Source organism: Enterobacter cloacae complex sp. P29RS, assembly GCF_014893445.1.
In the GTDB taxonomy this organism is placed as follows: Bacteria; Pseudomonadota; Gammaproteobacteria; order Enterobacterales; family Enterobacteriaceae; genus Enterobacter; species Enterobacter intestinihominis.
On sequence record NZ_JADBPZ010000031.1, the window covers coordinates 1 to 24,738 of the forward strand.

Below are 24,738 nucleotides of genomic sequence, written 5' to 3' on the forward strand. Positions count from 1 at the left end.
TTTCGTCCGAGGACATTAAGAATCCATGTCACTTTGAGTGCCCACACAGATTGTCTGATAAATTGTTAAAGAGCAGTTGCGACGCGCTTCAGCGCTATGTCGCGAGGTGGCGTATATTACGCTTTCCTCTTTCAGAGTCAACCCGTTATTTCAGGATTTTTTCTCTTCAACCGACCGGGTTGTCTGTGAAGTGATTCACATCCGCCGTGTCGATGGAGGCGCATTATAGGGAGCCGCCGAGGAATGACAAGCGGAAAAATGCATTTTTATTTCAACCGCTCACCTTTTCACCAAAATGTCTATTTTTGGTGCTTTTTAATCTCTTTTGGCAGATCTGCCAGACTAGTTATCACCCAGTCAGCTGCATTTTCTGCTTCTGGGGTGACTGGTTTACCGGTCCGCACTAATACTTTGGTTCCCACACCCGCCGCCGCCGCTGCCTGCATATCCTCCAGTTTATCGCCCACCATAAAAGACGCGGCCATATCAATGTGCAGGAATTCCTGTGCAGAGATAAACATGCCCGGGTGTGGCTTACGGCAATCACATGTCTGACGATACGCTTCTACTGTTCCCTGTGGATGATGCGGACAATAATAGATGCCATCAAGATCGACGCCACGATCGGCCAGAGACCAGTCCATCCATTCCGTCAGCGTCTCGAACTGCGCTTCGGTGAATTTACCCCGGGCGATACCGGACTGATTAGTTACCACCACCAGCGCATAGCCCATCTCTTTCAGCTGGCGCATGGCATCTATTACGCCCTCAATAAATTCGAACTCATCAATCTCATGGACGTAACCGTGATCCACATTAATTGTGCCGTCACGATCGAGAAAAATTGCGGGTACAGATTTTGCCACCGGTTTGCTCCTGAAAAAGGCTTGTTCAGCTAGTATCTCATGAATCGCAGCGCAATAAAGTGCTCATCGCACAGAGGTGGATTGATTTAGACGTCTGGATGCCTTAACATCCATTTTGTTTACGGTCATTCCCCGTATCTGGCAGAAGAAAATGCCACGGCTAACTTACATACGATAAAAATAATCTAATGATTAAACTTTCCAATATCACCAAAGTGTTCCAGCAGGGGAACCGAACCATTCAGGCGCTGAACAACGTCAGCCTGCATGTGCCTGCTGGTCAGATTTATGGCGTCATTGGCGCATCGGGTGCGGGTAAAAGTACGCTGATCCGGTGTGTTAACCTGCTTGAGCGCCCGACCCAGGGCAGCGTAGAAGTTGGCGGCCAGGAGCTTACCGCTCTCTCAGAGAAAGAACTCACCAAAGCGCGTCGCCAGATTGGCATGATTTTCCAGCACTTTAACCTGCTGGCCTCACGCACGGTTTTTGGAAACGTGGCGTTGCCGCTGGAGCTGGATAACACACCAAAAGAAGAGGTTACCCGACGCGTCACCGAACTGCTGGATCTGGTTGGCCTGGGTGATAAGCATGACAGCTACCCGGCCAACCTTTCCGGCGGGCAAAAGCAGCGTGTAGCAATCGCTCGCGCGCTGGCAAGCAACCCAAAAGTGCTGCTGTGTGATGAAGCCACCAGCGCGTTAGATCCGGCCACCACGCGTTCTATCCTGGAACTGCTGAAAGACATTAACCGTCGTCTGGGCCTGACTATCCTCCTTATTACGCACGAAATGGACGTGGTGAAGCGTATCTGTGACTGCGTCGCCGTCATCAGCAACGGTGAGCTGATTGAGCAGGACACGGTCAGCGAAGTCTTCTCGCACCCGAAAACGCCTCTGGCTCAGCAGTTCATTCAGTCCACACTGCATCTGGATATTCCGGAAGATTATCTGGAACGTTTAAAAGCAGACGCAACGTCTGACAGCGTCCCGATGCTGCGCATGGAGTTCACGGGCCAGTCCGTTGACGCACCGCTGCTGTCCGAAACCGCGCGTCGCTTTAACGTGAATAACAACATTATTAGCGCGCAGATGGACTACGCCGGTGGCGTGAAGTTCGGCATTATGCTGACGGAAATGCACGGCACACAGGAAGAAACCCAGGCGGCAATTGCCTGGCTGCAAGAACATCACGTAAAAGTAGAGGTGCTGGGTTATGTCTGAGCCGATGATGTGGCTACTGGTTCGCGGCGTTTGGGAAACGCTGGCAATGACCTTCGTATCGGGCTTTTTTGGTTTTGTGATTGGGCTGCCGGTCGGCGTGCTGCTGTACGTCACGCGCCCGGGTCAAATTATTGAAAACGCGAAGCTGTATCGCACGCTCTCTGCGCTGGTGAACATTTTCCGGTCTATTCCGTTCATTATTCTGCTGGTGTGGATGATTCCGTTTACGCGCGTTATTGTCGGGACGTCGATTGGTTTGCAGGCAGCTATTGTCCCGCTAACCGTAGGCGCCGCACCGTTTATCGCCCGTATGGTGGAAAACGCCCTGCTGGAAATCCCAACAGGCCTGATTGAAGCTTCCCGCGCTATGGGTGCGACGCCAATGCAGATCGTTCGCAAAGTTCTGCTGCCTGAGGCGCTGCCTGGGCTGGTGAATGCAGCAACCATCACGCTTATCACCCTGGTCGGTTATTCCGCGATGGGTGGCGCCGTGGGTGCTGGCGGTTTAGGGCAGATTGGATATCAGTACGGCTATATTGGCTATAACGCTACCGTAATGAATACCGTTCTGGTATTGCTGGTTGTGCTGGTTTACTTAATCCAATTCTCTGGCGATCGTATCGTCCGGGCTGTTACGCATAAATAACGTTACAAACAACACAAACTCGACGAGTTAAGGATATAACATGGCGTTTAAATTTAAGACCTTTGCAGCAGTAGGCGCACTGATTGGTTCGCTGGCACTGGTGGGTTGCGGTCAGGACGAAAAAGATCCGAACCACATCAAAGTAGGCGTTATCGTCGGTGCAGAGCAGCAGGTTGCTGAGGCCGCGCAGAAAATCGCGAAAGAAAAATATGGCCTGGACGTTGAGCTGGTGACCTTCAACGATTACGTTCTGCCGAACGAAGCGCTGAGCAAAGGCGACATTGACGCTAACGCCTTCCAGCATAAACCGTACCTGGATCAACAGATCAAAGATCGCGGCTACAAGCTGGTTGCTGTCGGTAACACCTTCGTTTACCCGATTGCCGGTTATTCCAAGAAAATTAAATCTCTGGATGAACTCCAGCCGGGTTCACAGGTTGCCGTCCCTAACGACCCAACCAACCTTGGCCGTTCGCTGCTTCTGCTCCAGAAAGTGGGCCTGATTAAACTGAAAGAAGGTGTTGGCCTGTTGCCGACCGTCCTGGACGTGACCGAAAACCCGAAAAATCTGAAAATTGTTGAGCTGGAAGCCCCTCAGCTGCCACGTTCTCTGGACGATGCACAGATCGCGCTGGCCGTTATCAACACCACTTACGCCAGCCAGATCGGTTTGACCCCTGCGAAAGATGGCATCTTTGTTGAAGACAAAGATTCCCCGTACGTCAACCTGATCGTGACTCGCGAAGACAACAAGGACGCGGAAAACGTGAAGAAATTCCTGCAGGCATATCAGTCTGAAGAAGTTTACCAGGAAGCCAATAAGGTGTTTAACGGCGGCGCGGTTAAAGGCTGGTAATCTCACCTCAGTGTAATATCATCAAGACGGGCATTTGCCCGTCTTGTCATTTGTGCGGTCAACTGCTTCAATATCTGACGTTTTGATTATCCACTGAGGAACTATTATGCGTGCTTTACCGATCTGTCTTTTAGCACTGATGCTGAGCGGCTGTTCTATGCTAAGCAGATCTCCTGTTGAACCCGTTCAAAGCACTGCAACCCCGCCAAAAGCGGAGCCAGCAAAACCGAAAGCGCCTCGCGCTGCGCCGGTACGTATTATTACTAAAGCCGACGAGCTGGTCGGTAAGCCATTCCGTGAACTGGGCGAAGTGAGCGGCGAATCCTGCCAGGCAACGAATCAGGACTCCCCTCCAAATATCCCAACAGCCCGCAAGCGTATGCAAATCAACGCGTCGAAAATGAAAGCCAACGCGGTGCTGCTGCACAGTTGCGAGGTCACCAGTGGTACGCCGGGCTGCTACCGTCAGGCGGTATGTATCGGTTCTGCGCTTAACATCACGGCGAAATGAGTTCATTTCAGTTCGAGCCGATAGGCGTTATCCGCTCCCCTTATAAAGAAAAGTTCGCCGTGCCGCGTCAGCCGGGACTGGTCCTTAACGGCGGCGGCGAGCTGCATCTTGTCGCGCCGTATAATCAGGCCGATGCAGTGCGCGGGCTTGAGGCATTCAGCCATTTATGGGTGGTGTTTGTGTTTCACCAGACCATGGAAGGCGGCTGGCGTCCTACCGTGCGTCCTCCTCGTCTGGGCGGAAATGCCAGAATGGGAGTTTTTGCCACCCGCTCAACGTTCCGACCGAATCCAGTCGGGATGTCGCTGGTCGAACTGAAAGGGATACGCTGTCAGAAAGATCGGGTGATCCTGGAGTTAGGTAGCCTTGACCTGGTTGATGGTACGCCGGTCATCGATATTAAACCTTACCTGCCCTTCGCCGAAGCGCTGCCGGATGCCCGTGCAAGCTATGCTCAGGACGCCCCACAGGCAGAGATGCCGGTTTACTTCACATCTGAAATAACGACGCAAATCAGCCAGCTGGAAAAGCGCTATCCTCGTCTGCGTGACTTTATCGTCGAAGTCCTGGCGCAGGACCCTCGTCCCGCCTACCGCAAAGAGGAAGACGCAGGAAAAACGTACGCCGTCTGGCTGCTGGACTTTAACGTGCGCTGGCGCGTAACTGATGCAGGTTTTGAAGTGTTTGCCCTGGAACCCAGGTAATTTTGTTCTCCTCTCTTTTGGCATCTTTGCCACACTGGTAAACTAAACCACTTTTTTTGTGTCAGGCTGGTGTTTCAGCCTGTTCCAATCGTCGAAATGGAACCGTAACAACATGCGTACTAGCCAATATCTGCTCTCCACTCTGAAGGAGACACCTGCCGACGCCGAGGTGATCAGCCACCAGCTGATGCTGCGCGCCGGGATGATCCGCAAGCTGGCCTCCGGGTTATACACCTGGCTGCCGACCGGCGTGCGCGTCCTGAAAAAAGTCGAAAACATCGTGCGTGAAGAGATGAACAACGCCGGTGCTATCGAGGTGTTAATGCCGGTCGTTCAGCCCTCTGAACTGTGGCAGGAGAGCGGTCGCTGGGAGCAGTACGGTCCTGAACTGCTGCGTATTGCCGATCGTGGCGATCGTCCATTCGTCCTCGGCCCAACGCATGAAGAAGTGATCACCGATCTGATCCGTAACGAGCTGAGCTCTTACAAACAGCTGCCGCTGAACTTCTTCCAGATCCAGACCAAGTTCCGTGACGAAGTGCGCCCACGCTTTGGCGTGATGCGCTCTCGCGAATTCCTGATGAAAGATGCCTACTCTTTCCATACTTCTCAGGAATCACTGCAAGAGACCTACGACAAAATGTACGTGGCCTACAGCAAAATCTTCTCCCGCATGGGGCTGGATTTCCGTGCTGTACAGGCTGATACCGGTTCAATCGGCGGTAGCGCCTCTCATGAATTCCAGGTTCTGGCGCAGAGCGGCGAAGACGATGTAATTTTCTCTGACTCCTCTGATTACGCCGCCAACATTGAGTTCGCAGAAGCGCTGGCACCAAAAGAACCACGCGGCGCGGCAACGCAAGAGATGACGCTGGTTGATACGCCAAACGCGAAAACCATCGCCGAGCTGGTTGAACAGTTTAATCTGCCGATCGAAAAAACCGTGAAAACCCTGCTGGTGAAATCGGCTGAAGGCAGCGCTTACCCGCTGGTAGCCCTGCTGGTCCGTGGCGATCACGAGCTGAACGAAGTGAAAGCCGAGAAGCTGCCGCAGGTTGCCAGCCCGCTGACCTTCGCAACGGAGGCCGAAATCCGCGCCGTGGTGAATGCAGGTCCTGGTTCTCTGGGTCCGGTGAACATGCCTGTTCCTGTGGTCATTGACCGCACCGTTGCGGCAATGAGCGACTTCGCTGCGGGCGCAAACATCGACGGTAAACACTACTTCGGCATCAACTGGGATCGTGACGTGGCGACGCCGGAAGTGGCTGACATCCGTAACGTGGTCGCAGGCGATCCAAGCCCGGACGGCAAGGGTACCCTGATGATCAAACGCGGTATCGAAGTAGGCCACATCTTCCAGCTGGGCGATAAGTACTCGCGCGCAATGAACGCTGCCGTTCAGGGCGAAGATGGTCGTAACCAGGTTCTGACCATGGGCTGCTACGGCATTGGGGTAACGCGCGTTGTTGCGGCCGCTATCGAGCAGAACTATGACGAACGCGGAATCGTCTGGCCGGATAACATCGCGCCGTTCCAGGTGGCGATCCTGCCAATGAACATGCACAAGTCTTACCGCGTGCAGGAGCTGGCAGAGAAACTCTACGCTGAGCTGAGCGCGAAAGGTATCGACGTGCTGATGGATGACCGTAAAGAGCGTCCTGGCGTGATGTTTGCTGATATGGAACTGATCGGTATTCCACACACCATCGTCATCGGCGACCGTAACCTCGACAGCGATGAGATTGAATACAAGTACCGTCGCAACGGCGAAAAACAGATGATCAAGACGGGCGACATTCTTGATTACCTGGTGAAAGCCATCAAAGGCTAAGAAACAAAAAAACCCCGCCAGTGCGGGGTTTTTTAATGGCTATAACTTATTTGCTTTCGCAGTCTTTACCCGCAGCAAACTTCGCGTCTTTATCTGCCACCAGCGTTTTCACCAGCTCACCGCTATCGGGGTTTGGCTCCAGCGTAAAATGCCCTTCAACCGTCAGCAACACTGGTTTGCTGTCGTTACCGCGCGCGACGGCATAGTCACGCTCCAGCTGGGCATTGTTCGCCACGCTGACTTTCTTCCCGGTTGCACAGTCAGTGAAGATTGCCGCATCCGCCATGTAGAAATACATCCCTCGCATCGCCATTGGGGTTGCAGGCAGGGTCGCTTTTACCGGGGCCAGCGTGTAGTTGAACTGGGATTCAATCGGATTGCCTTCGCGATCGAGCATCTCCATCCCCTCGCCTTTGGCGCGGAAATACGTTTTATCGCCCGTGGTATCAGTCAATACCAGCTTTTCAGCCGTACGCGCCCATGTTCCGTATGTTGCAAAAGAAGACGGCTCTTTCGCCCCCTGATAGCGCTGGTTCATCACCCAGGTGCCATCTTTTTGCAGGAACAGAGAGGTTTCGATGCCTTCACAATCTGCACATGGCAATACGCCGCGCCAGCTCTGCTGCATCGGCTTCAATTCTTCGTTTTGCGTTGGCTGTAGTACCTGTGTTTCTGAACGGTTGTTACAGCCAAAAAGCGCGAACAGGCTTGTCACGGCCAGCGCTGATAATAATGCTTTTTTCACAATACATTCCTTATGAAAAAGTGTGTCCCTTTCGTCACATTACGGGTGACGGACTTTGCCACGCAGTGACTTTACGGTGGATTTCTGCGCCTTCGATGACAACCGACGTTCTTTCGATGCCCGCGTTGGACGTGTTGCCCGGCGACTTTTTTGTACAGCCGTCAGCTCTTTTATGACCGCCGCCAGTCTGGAAAGTGCCGCTTCCCGGTTCATTTCCTGGCTGCGATATTCCTGCGCTTTAATCACAATCACACCTTCACTGGTGATCAGATGATGGCTGGCGGCGAGCAGGCTTTCTTTATAATACTCTGGCAGGCTGGAGGCCCGGATGTCAAAGCGCAAATGGATAGCCGTTGAGGCCTTGTTAACGTGCTGCCCCCCTGCGCCCTGAGCACGGATGGCGGTGATCTCCAGCTCGTGATCAGGGATGCTGACGTTTCGGGACAACTCAATCATGATACGGGCTGCCAGGCCGTGAGATGAATTTCCAGATTATTCTGAGAATCGGAAAGCCAGATGGCGCCGTCCTGAATCGTTGCCTGAAGCGCCATTGTCCGGCTGGCGAACGCGCTCAGCTGTGCCAGTTGTTCATCATCCAGATACCAGACGGTAAGATTTTTGAACTGCGCACATTTATTTTTGTTTTGCTGCCACCAGATCTCCGCCGCGCGATGGTTATAGGCAAACAACGCCACTTCAGCTGACTGGGTGCACGCCTTTTTGATCCGGCGTTCATCCGGCAGGCCAAGCTCAATCCATAAATCGATACCCAGATGATCGTTGCGCAGCCAGGCTTCCGGTTCATCTTCCGCGCTTAAACCACGGGTAAATTGCAGACGCTCGTCGGCATACTTAATCCACGCCAGCAGGCGCAGCATCATGCGCTCCTGGGTTTCAGAAGGGTGACGCGCCAGCGTCAATGACGCATCCAGAAACTGGTTACGGTCAAGATCCGCCACATTGACCACAGCTTTATAAATTGTCGCTTTCAGCGCCATGAGAGAACTCCTTTCGAATCAGGCGTACATTGTAGCGAAAACCGCAGCAAAAGGCTGTTACGAGGTGGTGGCACCCCGTTATCAAGGCGCTGATATTGCTTAAATGAGTATGGTATAGTCACCTTGCTAAACCGAGTTTAACTTCGTAGGCTTAATGATATCTCACAGTAAGTCAGTACGCTGGCAGGAGGTGATGTGAATAATTATTGTGAGTTGATTCGCAGACGGTATGCGGAAATTGCCAGCGGAGATCTGGGGTACATCCCGGATGCGTTGGGCTGTGTATTGAACGTGCTGAATGAAGTGGCCTCTGATGAGAGCCTTTCTGAATCGGTCAGGGAAAAAGCAGCGTATGCTGCGGCGAATTTACTGGTGAGCGATTATGTCGATGAATGATATCTATCAACCCATCAATTGTGATGACTATGACAACCTCGAACTCGCCTGCCAGCATCATTTAATACTGACGCTGGAGCTAAAAGATGGCGAAGTGCTAAAGGCAAAGGCCAGCGATCTGGTTTCCCGTAAAAATGTGGAATACCTGGTTGTGGAAGATGCAGGTGCAACGCGTGAGCTACGCCTCGACAAAATTGCCAGTTTCAGCCATCCGGAAATCGGCACCGTCGTGGTGAGCGAATCCTGATAACCAACGGGCAGCCAGGCTGCCCGTTACGCTTTCCATTCAAAATTGACACCCGCTTCAGCCCACCCTTCCTGGGTAATAAACACACCTGCCGCCGCGATGAGCGTGTCGCCGTAAAACAGAAGCGGCGTGGTATCACGTCGCCAGGGCGGAACGTTCTGTTCCTGCCAGATTTTCTTCAGTTTACGCCCGCCGTTACGCCCAACGATATGCAGCATGCCGCTGGCCCTGAAGCGTATGGCGACGTTCTCGTCCGGCTCAGGTAGACGCACATTGCCCGAATGGCTTAACGCAACGACACCGGCATTCAACGGTAGCGTTAGTGCTTTTTCCGGCGACGGCCAGTCGAGCACAACGTCAGCCAGCGACGGCACAGATTTCACCCACCAGAGTTGCTCTTTATAGCGCCTGACGTCATAACCATTCAGGTGTATACACGGTGCGGCATCTTCCCGCGCCTGTGCAACTTCTTCCCAGATACGGTTGAGCATCGCCCGGGACGGCATAACCGCACGGTGGGAAGCCAGCCAGCGACGAATCAGAGCAGCCCGACGCACGGGGCTCATCACTTTCAACGGCGCAATGTTAAGGGCACCGTCAGCGGTAGTCAGCGTATTCAGCTCCCCGCTCAGCAACTCATCCAGCAAGCTTTCCTGTTCAGCACAAAGCATGGCACTTCTGGCCACCGCTTCGGAAAAATGGGCCCAGCGCTCACTCAGCAGCGGTAAGACGCGCAGGCGCAGGAAGTTACGGTCGTAACTGTCGTCCTGATTGCTTTCGTCTTCAATCCAGCGCAGATGATGTTGCTGCGCCCAGGCTTCCAGTGATGCGCGCGTCTCACCCAGTAGCGGGCGGATGAGCTCTGTTTCAGCAAAACCAGCACGCTCAGGCATGGCGGATAAACCCGCAGGCCCGCTGCCCCGCTTGAGCGCCAGTAAAAACGTCTCGCACTGGTCGTCCAGATGCTGCGCGGTGACCAACGCTTCTCCAGGCTGTAACGCGCCGGAAAACGCGGCGTAGCGGGCTTTGCGCGCCTGCGCCTCAATACCCAGCCCTTCATCCTCAAGCGTGACGCGTTCAACGATTAGCGGGATCGCCCACCCTGAGCACACCGCTTCGCAGTGCGCCACCCAGTCGTCGGCATGGGGGCTTAAGCCGTGATGGATATGCATCGCCCGCAGCTGGACGTCAGGCTCACGGTCGCGCCAGAGCTTAAGACGGTGCAGCAAAACGGTGGAATCCAGGCCACCGCTGAACCCCACCAGCAGCTGGCGGTAGGGTGAAACGGCGTGCGCGATAGCGGGTAAGGTCATAGGAAATTACACATAAAAAATGCCCGAACTGAACGGGCATTATCACACATGACGGCGATTACTGCTGATAAAGCTCCAGCGGCAGACCGTCCGGATCGTTGAAAAAAGTGAAACGTTTATCGGTGAAGGGATCGATGCGAATTGCTTCACAGGCCACGCCGTGGGCTTCCAGATGCTTTACCGCGCTGTCCAGGTTATCGACGCTGAAGGCCAGGTGGCGCAGGCCGCAGGCTTCCGGGCGCGAAGGACGCGCTGGCGGGAAAGGAAAAGAGAACAGTTCAATCACATATTGTCCGTTTAACGCCAGATCGCCTTTCCAGGAATCGCGCTCCTCGCGGTAGGCCTCGCTCAACAGCGTAAAGCCGAGAATGTCGCAGTAAAAGGCCTTACTTTTCGCGTAATCGGTGGCAATGATCGCAATATGATGAACAGCTTTTAAACCCAGCATAGTTTCTCCTTTTTATGATGTCCTGAACGTTACAACCGACAACCCGCCCCTGGCAAGCGGCCCCTTTTATTTTAGGACTCTCACCCAGTACACACCGTTATCATCGCGTTTCGCACCGTGAATATCCGTCTCAAAGCCCGGATAGTGGCGCCCTATCGAACAGAGCATCAGCAGAAAATCGAGCACCGCCCGGCTCTCCTCGGTGATCATCTCGCCCGGCATCAGCAGCGGTACGCCCGGCGGATAAGGCAGGATCATGTTGGCTGATACCCGCCCGACCAGGTTCTCCAGTTCAATGGTTTCAACCTCCCCTTTCACCTGGCGTTGCCACGCCCTGTGCGGCGTGAGCTTCATTTCAGGCAGAACATCAAATGCCTGCAGCATCAGGCGCGGCAGATCGTGCTGGCGGATCAGCCTGTGGATCCCCTGGGCCAGATCCTGAATACGCATATTGCGGTAGAAGTCAGGATCTTCCGCGTAGAGATCCGGCAGCATGTTCTTCACCCGCAGGTTAAGATCGTACGCGCGCTTAAACTCCATAAGCCCGCGCAGCAGGCCCATCGCGCGGGTTTTATCGATCCCGATACTGAACAGGAACAGCAAATTATAGGGGCCGGTTTTCTCCACCACCACGCCGCGCTCATCAAGGAACTTCGCCACCAGCGCAGCCGGGATCCCTTCCTCACCCATCACACCCTGCTCATCCATGCCCGGCGTCAGGATCGTCACCTTAACCGGATCAAGGAACATGTGGTCTGCATCAGCATCCCGAAAACCGTGCCAGCTCTCCCCCGGCGCGACGGGCCAGCATTCTGCTTCATCAATCTCTTCCGGCTGCCAGATATCAAAGAACCAGCCGTCCGCTTCATCTTTAAGTCGCTGAACCTCTTTTCGGAAATGCAGCGCCCGCTCCACCGAACGATTAATAAGGCGTTTCCCGGGATTGCCGCGCAGCATCGCCGCCGCCGTTTCGATGGACGCCACCAGCGGGTAGCTGGGCGACGTGGTCGTGTGCATCATGAAGGCTTCGTTGAAGGTGTCCTCGTCGTACTCACCCTTGATGTGAATGAGAGACGCCTGGGAAAACGCGGCCAGCATTTTGTGCGTCGACTGCGTCTCGAAGAACACCTTACCCGGCACCCGCTCGCCGCTCATCCCACTTTTACCCGAGTAAATCGGGTGGAAATTGGTGTAAGGCACCCACGCGGAGTCAAAGTGAATCGACGGCACGTCCAGCGTCTGCTTGATCCAGTTCGTGTTGTAAAGCAGCCCGTCATAGGTGGAGTTGGTGATCACCGCATGCACAGGCCAGCTTGCCTCGGGGATCGCCGCGATCTTATTTTCAATGGCTTCATGCGCGAACTCACGGCGAGGAATGCCGCCGAGGATCCCCAGCGCATTACGCGTGGGAGACAGCCAGAGCGGCACGACGTCACTCATCATCAGCAAATGCGCCAGTGATTTATGGCAGTTTCGGTCAATCAGCAACGTGCTACCGGCAGGCGAGGCGTACATGCCGACGATCTTGTTCGACGTTGAGGTTCCGTTGGTCACCATGTAGCTCTGCTCGGCACCAAAGGTCCGGGCGATGTACTCTTCGGCTTCCAGATGCGGGCCGGTATGATCCAGCAGAGAGCCTAACTCGGTGACCGAAATCGACACGTCCGCCTTCAGCGTGTTACCGCCAAAGAAATCATAGAACAGGCATCCCACCGGGCTTTTTTGATAGGCCGTTCCCGCCATGTGGCCTGGCGTACAGAAGGTGTACTTCCCTTCATTCACATAGGTGAACAGCGCACGCGTAAACGGCGGGGTGATGTTATCCAGATATTCGCCGGTGTACTGCTGAATGCGGGTCGCAATGTCCTCGGCAACGCCGAGTGAGTATTCGAAGAACCACAGCGCCATACGCATATCGTGGGCGCTGACGTCCATGGTCGAGTGAGTGTTGATAAAGGCGTACAGCGGAAGATATTCGTTGAGCTTATTGATCTCGCTGCACAACTCCATGTCGTATTCGTCCCAGTCGAATATCACGCCACAGATGCGCGGATTGTGTTCGATGAATTTCAGCAGGTCGGCGCTGTTTTGCGGCCAGATTAGCTGATATCCGCGTGCTTTAAGGGCCTGCTCAAGCTCCTTGATGGGTTCGTCTTTATAAAAGACGCCGTGTGGCCCCATGATGGCAATGATGTTCATGGTTTACCTCCTTGAAAAACATCAGATAAGCATAGTTAAGGTAAACGGCAGGTATAAAAAAAGCCGCAACAATGTGCGGCTTTTAGGATAATTGTGAGGCTTACGCGTAACCGTAGGTCATCAGGCGCTGATAACGACGGTTGAGCAGATCTTCTGTGCTCAGCACGTCCAGATCCGCCAGATCTGCCAGCAGCTGCGCTTTCAGGGAAGCAGCCATCACTTCCGGCTTACGGTGCGCGCCACCCAGCGGTTCAGGGATAACGGTGTCGATCAGCTTCAGCTCTTTCAGACGTGGGGCAATGATGCCCATCGCTTCCGCAGCCAGCGGCGCTTTATCGGCACTTTTCCACAGAATGGAGGCACAGCCTTCCGGAGAGATAACGGAATAGGTGCTGTACTGCAGCATATTCACTTTATCGCCCACGCCAATTGCCAGCGCACCGCCGGAACCACCTTCACCGATAACGGTACAGATGACCGGCACTTTCAGGCGAGACATCTCACGCAGGTTGCGTGCGATGGCTTCAGACTGACCGCGCTCTTCTGCGCCAACACCCGGGTAAGCACCCGGTGTGTCGATGAAGGTGATGATTGGCATATTGAAACGCTCAGCCATCTCCATCAGACGCAGGGCCTTACGGTAGCCTTCTGGTGCTGGCATACCGAAGTTACGACGGATCTTCTCTTTGGTTTCACGGCCTTTCTGGTGACCAATGATCATCACCGGACGTCCATCAAGACGCGCGATACCGCCGACGATAGCTTTATCGTCAGCGTATGCGCGGTCGCCTGCCAGTTCGTCAAATTCGTCAAACGCCAGGCGGACATAATCCAGGGTGTACGGACGCTGTGGATGACGCGCCAGCTGGGCGATCTGCCATGCGCCGAGATCGGCAAAGATTTTGCGCGTCAGTTCTACGCTTTTTTCACGCAGACGATGCACTTCTTCGTCGATGTTAATATCCAGTTTTTCATCCTGACGGCTTACGGCTGTCAGAGAATCGATTTTCGCTTCCAGCTCTGCAATCGGCTGTTCGAAATCAAGGAAATTCAGACTCATAGTATTCCTGTATTAGTCAAACTCCAGTTCCACCTGCTCCGAACCAATGAGGCCACGGAGATCGTTCAGTAAACGATCGCTCGGAGAGACACGCCACGTTGCACCAAAGCGCAACCGCGCACGTGCATCCGCCCTCTGATAGTAGAGATGTACTGGAATGGTCCCCGAGCGGTGGGGTTCCAGAGACTGACGGAGTCGGTTTAAAAGCTGGTCATCAATTTGCCTGTCCGTCAGCGAGATAGCAAGCCCGCGAGCATATTTTTCCCGGGCTTCGTCAATGTCCATCACTTCGCGGGCGGTCATTTTAAGCCCCCCGCTGAAGTCATCAAAGCTGACCTGTCCGCTGACGATAAGTATGCGGTCTTTTTCCAGCAATTGCTGGTATTTATCCAGCGCGTCGGTGAACAACATCACCTCCAGACGCCCGGAACGGTCATCCAGGGTACAGATGCCGATACGATTGCCGCGCTTGGTGACCATTACCCTTGCAGCAATCACGAGCCCCGCAGCCGTGGTGATTTTACCACGTTCTGTCGGATGCATGTCTTTAAGCCTGTGGCCGCCGACATAGCGCTCAATTTCTTTCAGATACTGGTTGATCGGGTGTCCCGTCAGGTACAGGCCTAACGTCTCACGCTCCCCATCCAGCACCACCTGTTCTGGCCAGGGCTGGCAGTTGGAATAGGACTGCTCGATCTGCTCTGGTTCTTCCGCCAGCACACCGAACATATCCGCCTGACCAATGGCTTCCGCTTTAGCATGCTGATCGGCCGCTTTCAGCGCATCGCCGAGCGAGTTCATCAGCGCGGCGCGGTGTGGCCCCAGCCGGTCAAACGCACCGGACATGATCAGTTTTTCCAGCACGCGGCGGTTCAGTTTTTTGGTATCGGTGCGGGCGCACAGGTCGAACAGCTCGCGGAAATAGCCGCCGTTGTTACGCGCTTCGATGATCGCCTCGATCGGCCCCTCACCCACGCCCTTGATCGCGCCGATCCCATAGACGATTTCCCCGTCATCGTTGACGTGGAAATGGTACAGGCCAGAGTTAATATCCGGCGGCAGGATCTTCAGCCCCATGCGCCAGCACTCGTCCACCAGGCCAACCACCTTTTCGGTGTTGTCCATATCGGCGGTCATTACCGCCGCCATAAACTCAGCGGGATAGTGGGCCTTGAGCCACAGCGTTTGATACGACACCAAAGCATAAGCGGCGGAGTGGGATTTGTTAAATCCGTACCCGGCGAATTTCTCCACCAGGTCGAAGATTTTCATCGCCAGTTCGCCATCGACGCCGTTTTTCTTCGCCCCATCTTCAAAGATGGAACGCTGCTTGGCCATCTCTTCCGGCTTTTTCTTACCCATCGCACGACGCAACATATCTGCGCCGCCAAGGGTGTAACCAGAAAGCACCTGGGCGATCTGCATGACCTGTTCCTGATACAGGATGATGCCGTAGGTTGGCTCCAGTACCGGCTTCAGGCTTTCATGCTGCCACTGCACATCCGGATAGGAAATCTCTTCGCGCCCGTGCTTACGGTCGATAAAGTTATCTACCATCCCCGACTGCAACGGGCCCGGACGGAACAGGGCCACCAGCGCGATCATATCTTCGAAGCAGTCTGGTTGCAGACGCTTAATCAAATCTTTCATGCCGCGGGATTCAAGCTGGAAGACGGCTGTCGTCTCGGAGCGTTGCAGCATGTCGAAACTTTTCTTGTCATCAAGCGGGATAGCCGCGATATCCAGCGGCGGCTCGCCGTTCTTCTCACGGCGGGCGTTGATCATCTCCAGCGCCCAGTTGATGATGGTCAGCGTACGCAAACCAAGGAAGTCGAACTTCACCAGCCCGGCGTATTCAACGTCGTTCTTGTCGAACTGGGTGACCGGATGCTGGCCCGCTTCATCGCAGTACAACGGCGCGAAGTCAGTGATTTTGGTCGGGGCGATAACCACGCCCCCCGCATGCTTACCGGCGTTACGCGTGACGCCCTCCAGCTTGCGCGCCATGTCGATCAGCGCTTTCACCTCTTCGTCGGCTTCGTAGATTTCCGGCAACTGAGGTTCAGCTTCAAAGGCTTTCGCCAGGGTCATGCCCGGATCGGGCGGCACCAGCTTAGAGATTCGATCGACAAAACCGTAGGGGTGGCCCAGAACGCGGCCCACGTCGCGGATAACCGCTTTCGCCGCCATCGTACCGAAGGTAATGATCTGTGAAACCGCATCACGACCGTACATATCGGCCACGTGCTCAATCACCTGGTCGCGTTTTTCCATGCAGAAGTCGACGTCGAAGTCGGGCATGGAGACACGTTCCGGGTTGAGGAAACGTTCGAACAGCAGGTCGAATTCCAGCGGATCGAGGTCGGTGATTTTCAATGCGTACGCCACCAGCGAGCCGGCACCTGAACCACGGCCCGGGCCAACCGGTACGCCGTTATCCTTCGACCACTGGATGAACTCCATTACGATCAGGAAGTAGCCAGGGAACCCCATCTGATTGATCACCTGGAGTTCAATATCCAGACGCTCGTCATATTCAGGACGCTTCTCTTTACGGACCGCTTCATCCGGGAAGAGGAATTCCAGACGCTCTTCAAGGCCCTCTTTCGATTTCATGACCAGGAAATCTTCCGTGGTCATGTCGCCCGTCGGGAACTGCGGCAGGAAGTATTCGCCGAGACGCACGGTGACGTTGCAGCGCTTGGCAATCTCTACGCTGTTTTCCAGCGCTTCCGGGATGTCGGAGAAGAGCTCACACATTTCCTCTTCGCTGCGCATGTACTGCTGCGATGAGTAGTTGCGAGGACGTTTCGGATCGTCGAGGGTGAAGCCGTCGTGGATAGCGACGCGAATTTCATGCGCGTCAAAATCGCCCGGCTCAAGGAAGCGCACATCGTTGGTGGCCACTACAGGCAGGCCACGCGCTTCCGCCAGGGCGACGGCCGCATGCAGATAGCTCTCTTCATCCGCACGCCCGGTACGGATTAGCTCCAGGTAATAGCGATCCGGGAAATACTCTTCGTAGAACGAGACGCACTGATCCACCAGCACGTTGTTCCCGCGCAGCAGACATTTGCCGACATCACCCATACGGCCACCGGAGATCAGCAGCAGACCTTCGTTCAGCTCCGCCAGCCAGTCGCGGTCAATCCATGGACCCAGCGCGCCGTAGCCGCGCTGGTAGGCTTTTGAGATCAGCAGAGTGAGGTTCTGATAGCCCGTGTTATTCATGGCTAACACGGAAATTTGCGTCATCTCATCGCCGAGCAGGTCGCTCTGCACGTGGAAATCCGCGCCGACGATGGGCTTTAATCCTGCGCCATGCGCCGTTCCGTAGAACTTCACCAGGCCACACAGGTTGGTAAAATCGGTGATCGCCAGCGCAGGCATGCCAAGCGAGGCCGCCTTCTTTACCAGCGGCCCGGTCTTTGCCAGCCCATCGATCATGGAGTAGTCGCTATGCACCCGCAGGTGTACGAAACGTGGTTCAGCCATCTTCAGATCCCGCGTTACTTAATTGCTTGCGTCTTGATTCAGGACACCAGTCCCAGCGCGCGTTTCACCGGGCCAAAGCTGCGCCGATGATGTTCAGTTGCGCCATGTTCAGCCAGCTTTTCCAGATGGAAAGCCGTTGGATATCCCTTGTGCTGGGCGAAACCATACGCGGGATAAGTGAGGTCCAGCGCGGCCATTTCGGCATCGCGCGTCACTTTGGCAATGATTGACGCCGCACTGATTTCTGCGACGCGGCTATCGCCTTTAACAACAGCCATTGAAGGCATCGGCAGCGTCGGGCAACGGTTACCGTCGATCAGCACATACTCAGGCACAATTTTCAGGCCCGCAACGGCACGCTGCATCGCCAGCATGGTGGCGTGCAGAATGTTCAGATCGTCGATCTCATCCGGCTCTGCGCGCCCGAGACTCCAGGCCAGCGCCTTCTCTTTAATTTCATCGAACAGCGCCAGGCGGCGCTTTTCGCTCAGTTTTTTCGAGTCGTTCAGGCCAGGGATCGGGCGGGCTGGATCGAGGATCACCGCCGCGGTCACAACGGCACCCACTAACGGACCACGACCGACTTCATCCACACCGGCAACGAGGTGGGTATGGGGATAAATAAATTCCATCATTGTGCTAACTCCAGCACCGCATCGGCCGCCTGCTCATCAGCATTACAGCGGATCAGTTGATGCAGTTCACGGAAAGTATCATGCATCTGGTGGCTGGTTTTACCGTTGGCCAGCAGCGGCAGTAATGCATCAGCCAGTGCCTGCGGCTGGCATTCATCCTGCAAGAGTTCTTTCACCAGCTCGCGACCTGCAAGCAGGTTTGGCAGGGATACGTAGTCTGTTTTTACCAGACGTTTTGCCAGCCAGAAGGTAAACGGTTTCATGCGATAACCGACCACCATTGGGCATTTTGCCAGCATACACTCCAGCGCAGCCGTGCCGGAAGCCAGCAGTGCGGCATCGCTCGCATACATGGCTTGCCGCCCTTTCCCGTCCAGCAGGCGGACGTGAAGATCCGGGGCAACCTCGGCTTTGATACGCTCAAACTGCTCGCGGCGTTTGGCATTCACCAGCGGCACGACCACTTCAAGGTCTGGGTACGTCTTGCGGAGAATTTGCGCCGTTTTCAGGAAATCGGCACTTAGCATTTCAACTTCCGCACCCCGGCTCCCTGGCAGCAGCGCCAGACAGTGCACATCATGCGGGATGCCCAGTTCGTCACGCGCCGCATTTTTATCAGGGTCCAGCGGCATGGCATCCGCCATGGTATGACCGATAAAACGGCACGGGACATTAAACCTGTCGTAAAACGCTTTTTCGAAAGGCAGAAAAGCCAGCACCAGATTGGTGGACCGTCCGATTTTGAAAACGCGTTTCTGTCGCCACGCCCACACGGACGGGCTGACGTAATGGATAGTTTTGATCCCCTGCTTTTTCAGGTTCCCTTCAAGGGTAATATTGAAATCAGGTGCATCAATGCCGACAAAGACATCGGGCTTGAGGTCGGTAAAGCGGCGGGTAAGATCGGCGCGAATATGCAGCAGGCGACGCAGGCGGCCCAGCACCTCGACGATGCCCATCACAGCCAGCTCTTCCATTTCATACCAGGCTTCACAGCCTTCGGCCTGCATCAGCGGCCCAGCCACGCCCACAAAGCGGGCATTGGGTACACGGGCTTTAAGCGCGCGGATAAGACCTGCACCAAGAATATCGCCGGAGGTTTCTCCGGCGACCAGGGCGATAGTAAGCGGACGACTGTCGACCATTAACGAATCAGACCACGGGTTGAACGTTCAAAGAATTCCATGAACGTTTTCACTTCAGGATGCTTATTCGCCAGCTCGGCAATTTCCGGCTTCGCCTCTTCCAGCGTTTTACCGCTACGGTACAGCAATTTGTACGCGTTGCGGATCGCGGTAATCGCTTCGCGGCTAAAGCCACGACGCTTAAGGCCTTCAATGTTCACGCCAAACGGCGTGGCATGGTTGCCCTGCGCAATCACAAACGGTGGGACGTCCTGCGCCACACCGGAGCACCCGCCGACCATCACGTGTGCACCGATGATGCAGAACTGATGGACTGCGGTCATGCCGCCAATAATTGCGAAATCATCGACCGATACGTGCCCCGCCAGCGTTGCGTTGTTGGCGAGAATACAGCGGCTACCCACGGTACAGTCGTGCGCAATATGCGCATTAACCATAAACAGGTTGTCGCTGCCCACCTTCGTCAATCCACCGCCTTGCGTTGTACCACGATGAATGGTGACGCTTTCGCGAATGCGGTTACGATCGCCGATTTCCACGCGGGTCGGTTCGCCAGCATACTTAAGATCCTGGTTAACTTCGCCGATGGAGGCGAACTGATAGATCTCATTGTTGCAGCCAATGGTGGTATGACCATTCACGACAACGTGAGATTTCAGTACTGTACCCTCACCAATTTCGACATGGGGTCCAACAATACAAAACGGGCCAATGTGGACGTTTGCGCCAATGATGGCACCCGTTTCCACAATGGCGGTAGGATGAATAAAGGCGGATTTATCAATCACGTATCAGGCCTCCCGGCTACGCGCACACATCATTGTCGCTTCGCAAACAACTTTGCCGTCAACCATAGCTACGCCTTTGAAGCGAGTCAGGCCGCGACGCGTTTTTTCAAAAGTGACTTCCATGATCATTTGATCACCAGGCACGACCGGACGCTTGAAGCGCGCTTCATCGATACCCGCGAAGTAATAGAGTTCACCCGGCTCCAGTTTACCTACGCTTTTAAACGCCAGAATACCGGTAGCCTGTGCCATCGCTTCCAGGATCAACACACCCGGGAAGATAGGTTTACCAGGGAAGTGCCCCTGGAAGAATGGCTCGTTAACGGAGACATTTTTCACTGCGCGCAGAAAACGACCTTCTTCAAAATCCAGCACACGGTCTACCAGTAAAAACGGGTAGCGGTGCGGCAGAAGTTCTAAAATCTCTTCAATATGCAGAGTATGAGTGTCAGTAGTCAAAATACTCTTCCTGTCAAATGTACTAAGTAGCAATAATAACACGGCCTGCCGGTTTATAAACAAAGCCGACAGGCCGGGAAATTTAGCGTTAAACGGATGAACGCTTAGTCTTGTTGATCGATTTTGCGCTCAATCGCTTTGAGTCGCTTGCTCATATCATCAATATTCATCACCAGTGCAGCTGTTTTACGCCATACCTTGTTCGGTTGCAGCGGGATACCGGAGGAATAAACGCCGGGCTCAGTGATGGGACGCATCACCATACCCATCCCCGTCACCGTGACTTTGTCGCATATTTCCATATGGCCATTGATCACGCTGGCACCGCCTATCATGCAGTAACGGCCTATTTTCAGGCTGCCTGCCATGATAACACCACCCGCAACTGCGGTATTGTCGCCAATCACAACGTTATGTGCAATCTGGCACTGGTTGTCTATGATAACACCGTTACCAATAATGGTGTCGTCAAGTGCACCACGGTCAATGGTTGTGCAAGCGCCGATCTCAACGCGATCGCCGATAATCACGCGACCCAGCTGCGGGATCTTAACCCAGTTACCCCGATCGTTGGCGTAACCGAATCCGTCAGAACCAATCACCGTGCTGGACTGTACGAGGCAATTCTCGCCAATCTCAACCTCATGGTAGACAGAAACATTGGCCCACAGACGAGTCCCTGCGCCAATTTTCGTATTTTTTCCAACAAAGCAGCCTGGCCCAATCACCACGTTATCACCCAGCACAACGCCGGATTCGATAACGGCGTTTGCGCCGACTGCCACGTTGTTACCCAGCTGAGCCGTTGGATCAATCGCAGCGCTGGCTGCAATGTTCTGCGCCGGCTGCGGCGTGGTATCAAGAATTTGGGCCATGCGTGCATAGGTCAGGTAGGGATTTTTCACTACCAGTGCAGCGTTAGTGGCAAACGGAAGATCGTCCTGCGTCAGAACAACGGCAGACGCCTGGCACTGAGCCAGGTGTTCACGGTACTTAGGGCTTACCATGAAGGTAATAGTGCCTGCTTTAGCAGATTGCATGGACGCAACAGCGGTGATGACGATATCGCCATCACCGTGTAATTCTGCATCCAACTGCTGAGCTAAATCAGCCAGTCGAATTGAAGGCATTACTTATTTAACCTGTTTCAGAACATCAGCGGTGATGTCTTTAACATCGCTGCTGTTGAATGCAACGGCGTTCGCATCAACAACCAGATCGATGCTCTGATCGGCTGCTACTGCTTTAACGGCAGACTGAATACGCGTCACCAGCTTGCCACGCTCTTCGTTAGAACGACGCTGACGATCCTGCTCGAAAGCCTGCGCTTTCTGAGAGAAGGTCTGGCGCTGAGACATGACATCTTTTTCCAGTTTGCTGCGCTCGCTCGCTTTCATGGTAGAACCATCACGCTGTAAACGCTGCATCTTGGACTGAAGATCACCTTCCATACGTTGCAGTTCGCTCGCACGGCCTTTGAATTCGTTTTCCAGCGTTGCAGAAACGCCCGTTTTCTGTGCAACCTGCTGGAACAAATTACCCATGTTGACGATTGCAATTTTGTCCGCTGCCTGAGCAGAAGTTGCCATCGCTAAACCGAGACCTGCAGCTAATAACCACTTTTTCACAATTAACTCCTTACCATCCCATTGGCACCCGAGGGGTGCCGTTCTTTGCGTGGCAAGGCGACCGTTTTACCGATCGCCGGTTGTCAGCGCTACACTGCCAACGCATTCCATTGCAGCGGATTATTACCAGGTTTTACCAATGTTAAACTGGAACTGCTCCGCTTTGTCTCCATCGTATTTCTTGAACGGCTGGGCGTAGGAGAAGACCAACGGCCCCAGCGGTGACATCCATTGTAATGCGATACCTGCGGACATGCGAATGTTGCCCGGATCGCTGTAGTCCGGAACGCCCGCTGCACGCATCTGGGCGGTATTCTCCCAGTTGGTATCCCACACCGTACCTGCATCCATAAAGAAGGAGGTACGGACAGAGTTCGCGTACTTATCACTGATAAACGGCGTCGGCGTGATGAACTCGAGGCTCGCCACGGCCATGGCGTTACCGCCTACCGCATCATCAGAGCTACAGACTTGTTTTGAATCGCGGCTTGCGCAGTTATCTTCGTCATTACCGCCGTAGTAAACCGCTTTCGGACCAATGTTATTGGACTGGAAGCCACGAACGGTGCTTGAACCACCGGCGTAGAAGTTCTCATAGAACGGCAGCTCTTTGCTTCCGATACCGTCACCATAGCCCCAGCGGGTACGACCCAGTACGACCCACTTGTGGTCGTCATCAATTGGGAAGTAGGACGCCGTATCCAGCGTGACCTTGTAGAACTCGTTATCCGAGCCAGGGATCGTCACCTTACCGTTCAGGTTAACGCGTGAACCTTCCGTCGGGAAGTAGCCACGGTCAAGACGGTTGTAGGTCCAACCGTAGTTGAAGGTGAAGTCATCCGCGGCGAAACCGTTGTCATCGCTGGACGTACTTGCAGACTGACCGATGGAGTCCAGGTAACGCCACATCGCCACCTGCGGTTGCATGTTAGACAGGTCGTTATGCACGTACCCTAAACCTGCACGCAGGGTGTTGTATTCGTTAACCGGGAAGCCGAGCGTACCATCCAGACCGTAACTCTTGTTGGTATACGAGGAGAGGTCCGCGTCGTCCGCTTTAAAGTCGTTATAGAAGATACGACCACCCAGGCTTACACCGTCCACGGTGAAGTATGGGTTGGTAACGGAGAACTCAGAGTAGGTCTGGTAGTCGTTTTTCGTCCCGTTGATACCGACAGAGTAACCCGTACCCAGCCAGTTATCCTGCTGAACGCCGACCTGGAAGCTCACGCCACTTTCAGTACCGTAACCAATACCGAAGTTGAAACTACCGGTATTACGTTCTTTAACTTTATAAACAACATCCACCTGATCCGGACGACCTGGTACACGCTGAGTATCGGTATCGACCGTTTCGAAGTAGCCCAGACGGTTCAGACGCTCTTTACCCTGGTCGACCAGATCGCTTCCCAGCCATGCCCCTTCCATCTGGCGCATTTCACGGCGCAGAACGGAGTCTTTAGAGGTATCGTTACCTTCGAAGCGGATTTTACGCACGTAGAAACGGTTGCCCGCATCAACGTTAACGTGAAGCTTAACAGTCTTATCCGCGTCGTTAATTTCCGGCTGCGTTTGCACACGCGGATACGCATAACCATAGCGGCCGAGCAGCTTCTTAATGCTGTCTTCCATTTTGGTGACTTTAGATCCGCTATACAGATCGCCCGGCTGGATTTTGGTCAGAGATTCAATTTCAGCAGAATGTCCTGCCAGGTTGCCGCTGACTTCAACACCTGAAAGCGTGTATTTATCGCCTTCTGTGATGTTAACGGTAATGTAGATACCTTTCTTGTCCGGAGTCAGACTCACCTGAGTTGAATCGATGTTGAAACGGGCGTAACCGCGATCCAGATAGTAGCTGCGCAGGGTTTCAAGGTCACCCGCCAGTTTCTGTTTCTGGTATTTACGATCGCCTACCACGTTCCACCACGGCACTTCGTCACGCAGCTGGAAGTTGGAGATCAATTCGTCGGTGCTGAACGCGTGGTTACCCACGATGTTGATCTGCTGGATCTTCGCAGAAACACCTTCCTGGAAGACCAGTTTCAGGTCAACACGGTTACGTGGCAGCGGTGTAACAACCGCTTTAACGCTCGCGCTGTATTTACCGACGCTGTAATAGAAATCTTCCAGACCTTTTTCAATGTCTGCAAGGGTTGTGCGGTCCAGAGATTCCCCCACACGAACACCCGATGCCTCAAGGTTCTGCTTGAGCATGTCATCTTTCACCGACTTGTTGCCGGAGAAAGTGATGCTGGCAATCGTTGGACGTTCTTTTACCTGAACCACCAGCGTATCACCATCGCGCAGGACGCGGACATCCTCAAAGTTGCCAGTGGCAAACAGAGCACGGATGGTGTTACTGATATCTTCATCATTAACCGTATCGCCGGGGCGCACAGGCATACTGAGGAGGGCCGCACCAACGGCGACACGCTGAAGGCCTTCGAAATGAATATCTTTCACTACGAACCCGTCAGCACCGTATACGGTCGCGCTGCTAAACAGCAGCGACGCTATGAGCAACTTTTTCATCGCCATCGTTATT

24 protein-coding genes are annotated in these 24,738 nt (G+C 54.2%); 8 read left to right on the forward strand and 16 right to left on the reverse strand.

From position 1 onward, the window contains the following. Positions 1 to 299: 299 nt before the first annotated feature. The gene (gmhB, locus tag IM282_RS19960) at positions 300 to 866 is read right to left on the reverse strand and encodes a D-glycero-beta-D-manno-heptose 1,7-bisphosphate 7-phosphatase (protein WP_022647122.1); all 567 of its coding nucleotides are present in this window, start codon (positions 864 to 866) and stop codon (positions 300 to 302) included. 188 nt (positions 867 to 1,054) lie between these two features. On the opposite strand from gmhB, the gene metN reads away from it, so the two are divergent. The 6 genes from metN (at position 1,055) to proS (ending at position 6,634) form a co-directional block, all read left to right on the forward strand. Next, on the forward strand, positions 1,055 to 2,086 hold the full coding sequence (metN, locus tag IM282_RS19965; RefSeq protein ID WP_192970758.1) for a methionine ABC transporter ATP-binding protein MetN: 1,032 nt from the start codon (positions 1,055 to 1,057) through the stop codon (positions 2,084 to 2,086). After that, positions 2,079 to 2,732, forward strand: a complete 654-nt coding sequence (locus IM282_RS19970) for a methionine ABC transporter permease MetI (protein WP_003856130.1) — start codon at positions 2,079 to 2,081, stop codon at positions 2,730 to 2,732. The genes metN and IM282_RS19970 overlap by 8 nt, the downstream gene beginning before the upstream one ends. Before the next feature lie 40 nt (positions 2,733 to 2,772). Then, on the forward strand, positions 2,773 to 3,588 hold the full coding sequence (gene metQ, locus IM282_RS19975) for a methionine ABC transporter substrate-binding lipoprotein MetQ (RefSeq protein WP_006810023.1): 816 nt from the start codon (positions 2,773 to 2,775) through the stop codon (positions 3,586 to 3,588). Between the two features lie 106 nt (positions 3,589 to 3,694). Further along, on the forward strand, positions 3,695 to 4,099 hold the full coding sequence (gene rcsF, locus IM282_RS19980) for an Rcs stress response system protein RcsF (protein ID WP_003856133.1): 405 nt from the start codon (positions 3,695 to 3,697) through the stop codon (positions 4,097 to 4,099). Continuing rightward, complete coding sequence (tsaA, locus tag IM282_RS19985; protein WP_023299375.1) at positions 4,096 to 4,803, forward strand: tRNA (N6-threonylcarbamoyladenosine(37)-N6)-methyltransferase TrmO; 708 nt, start codon at positions 4,096 to 4,098, stop codon at positions 4,801 to 4,803. The genes rcsF and tsaA overlap by 4 nt, the downstream gene beginning before the upstream one ends. A gap of 112 nt (positions 4,804 to 4,915) precedes the next feature. Next, positions 4,916 to 6,634, forward strand: coding sequence for a proline--tRNA ligase (gene proS / locus IM282_RS19990; RefSeq protein WP_023299374.1), 1,719 nt, complete (start codon positions 4,916 to 4,918; stop codon positions 6,632 to 6,634). 46 nt (positions 6,635 to 6,680) lie between these two features. On the opposite strand, the gene nlpE is transcribed toward proS, so the two are convergent. Genes nlpE through IM282_RS20005 form a run of 3 tightly spaced genes read right to left on the reverse strand, consistent with a single transcriptional unit; the run spans position 6,681 to position 8,377 of the window. Further along, positions 6,681 to 7,379, reverse strand: a complete 699-nt coding sequence (gene nlpE, locus IM282_RS19995) for an envelope stress response activation lipoprotein NlpE (RefSeq protein WP_006810026.1) — start codon at positions 7,377 to 7,379, stop codon at positions 6,681 to 6,683. Positions 7,380 to 7,418: 39 nt separating this feature from the next. Continuing rightward, positions 7,419 to 7,835, reverse strand: coding sequence for an alternative ribosome rescue aminoacyl-tRNA hydrolase ArfB (arfB, locus tag IM282_RS20000; RefSeq protein WP_022647119.1), 417 nt, complete (start codon positions 7,833 to 7,835; stop codon positions 7,419 to 7,421). Continuing rightward, positions 7,832 to 8,377, reverse strand: a complete 546-nt coding sequence (locus tag IM282_RS20005) for a YaeQ family protein (protein WP_048965726.1) — start codon at positions 8,375 to 8,377, stop codon at positions 7,832 to 7,834. Before IM282_RS20005 ends, arfB begins: the two co-directional genes overlap by 4 nt. 195 nt (positions 8,378 to 8,572) lie before the next feature. On the opposite strand from IM282_RS20005, the gene IM282_RS20010 reads away from it, so the two are divergent. Then, positions 8,573 to 8,773: a YaeP family protein gene (locus IM282_RS20010; RefSeq protein WP_003856146.1), complete on the forward strand. Its 201-nt coding sequence runs from the start codon at positions 8,573 to 8,575 to the stop codon at positions 8,771 to 8,773. Next, entirely contained in the window at positions 8,760 to 9,020 is a 261-nt protein-coding gene (gene rof / locus IM282_RS20015) for a Rho-binding antiterminator (protein WP_023305471.1), read from the forward strand. Before IM282_RS20010 ends, rof begins: the two co-directional genes overlap by 14 nt. 26 nt (positions 9,021 to 9,046) lie before the next feature. Here the strand turns inward: rof and tilS are convergent, their stop codons facing one another. The 12 genes from tilS to bamA all read right to left on the reverse strand — a co-directional run bounded on the left by tilS (position 9,047) and on the right by bamA (position 24,731). Further along, positions 9,047 to 10,333 (reverse strand): tRNA lysidine(34) synthetase TilS, encoded by a 1,287-nt coding sequence (tilS, locus tag IM282_RS20020; RefSeq protein ID WP_192970759.1) that lies wholly within the window; start codon positions 10,331 to 10,333, stop codon positions 9,047 to 9,049. Positions 10,334 to 10,391: 58 nt separating this feature from the next. Then, entirely contained in the window at positions 10,392 to 10,781 is a 390-nt protein-coding gene (locus IM282_RS20025) for a VOC family protein (RefSeq protein ID WP_022647115.1), read from the reverse strand. 66 nt (positions 10,782 to 10,847) lie between these two features. Next, on the reverse strand, positions 10,848 to 12,980 hold the full coding sequence (locus tag IM282_RS20030; RefSeq protein ID WP_192970760.1) for a lysine decarboxylase LdcC: 2,133 nt from the start codon (positions 12,978 to 12,980) through the stop codon (positions 10,848 to 10,850). Between the two features lie 100 nt (positions 12,981 to 13,080). Further along, entirely contained in the window at positions 13,081 to 14,040 is a 960-nt protein-coding gene (gene accA / locus IM282_RS20035) for an acetyl-CoA carboxylase carboxyl transferase subunit alpha (protein WP_003856154.1), read from the reverse strand. Between the two features lie 12 nt (positions 14,041 to 14,052). Next, positions 14,053 to 17,535, reverse strand: a complete 3,483-nt coding sequence (gene dnaE, locus IM282_RS20040; RefSeq protein ID WP_023305469.1) for a DNA polymerase III subunit alpha — start codon at positions 17,533 to 17,535, stop codon at positions 14,053 to 14,055. Positions 17,536 to 17,573: 38 nt separating this feature from the next. Further along, a complete protein-coding gene (rnhB, locus tag IM282_RS20045) occupies positions 17,574 to 18,170 on the reverse strand; it encodes a ribonuclease HII (RefSeq protein WP_023305468.1) in 597 nt (198 codons plus the stop codon). Continuing rightward, positions 18,167 to 19,315: a lipid-A-disaccharide synthase gene (gene lpxB / locus IM282_RS20050; protein WP_022647111.1), complete on the reverse strand. Its 1,149-nt coding sequence runs from the start codon at positions 19,313 to 19,315 to the stop codon at positions 18,167 to 18,169. Before lpxB ends, rnhB begins: the two co-directional genes overlap by 4 nt. Beyond that, positions 19,315 to 20,103 carry an acyl-ACP--UDP-N-acetylglucosamine O-acyltransferase gene (lpxA, locus tag IM282_RS20055; protein ID WP_003856164.1) on the reverse strand — a complete coding sequence of 263 codons (789 nt, stop codon included), beginning with the start codon at positions 20,101 to 20,103 and terminating at the stop codon, positions 19,315 to 19,317. Before lpxA ends, lpxB begins: the two co-directional genes overlap by 1 nt. A 3-nt stretch (positions 20,104 to 20,106) precedes the next feature. Further along, positions 20,107 to 20,562, reverse strand: a complete 456-nt coding sequence (fabZ, locus tag IM282_RS20060; RefSeq protein WP_003856165.1) for a 3-hydroxyacyl-ACP dehydratase FabZ — start codon at positions 20,560 to 20,562, stop codon at positions 20,107 to 20,109. A 104-nt stretch (positions 20,563 to 20,666) separates the two neighbouring features. Next, complete coding sequence (gene lpxD / locus IM282_RS20065) at positions 20,667 to 21,692, reverse strand: UDP-3-O-(3-hydroxymyristoyl)glucosamine N-acyltransferase (RefSeq protein WP_022647110.1); 1,026 nt, start codon at positions 21,690 to 21,692, stop codon at positions 20,667 to 20,669. A 3-nt stretch (positions 21,693 to 21,695) separates the two neighbouring features. After that, positions 21,696 to 22,190 (reverse strand): molecular chaperone Skp, encoded by a 495-nt coding sequence (gene skp, locus IM282_RS20070; RefSeq protein WP_006810039.1) that lies wholly within the window; start codon positions 22,188 to 22,190, stop codon positions 21,696 to 21,698. A 123-nt stretch (positions 22,191 to 22,313) separates the two neighbouring features. Then, the gene (gene bamA, locus IM282_RS20075) at positions 22,314 to 24,731 is read right to left on the reverse strand and encodes an outer membrane protein assembly factor BamA (protein WP_022647109.1); all 2,418 of its coding nucleotides are present in this window, start codon (positions 24,729 to 24,731) and stop codon (positions 22,314 to 22,316) included. Between the last annotated feature and the right edge of the window lie 7 nt (positions 24,732 to 24,738).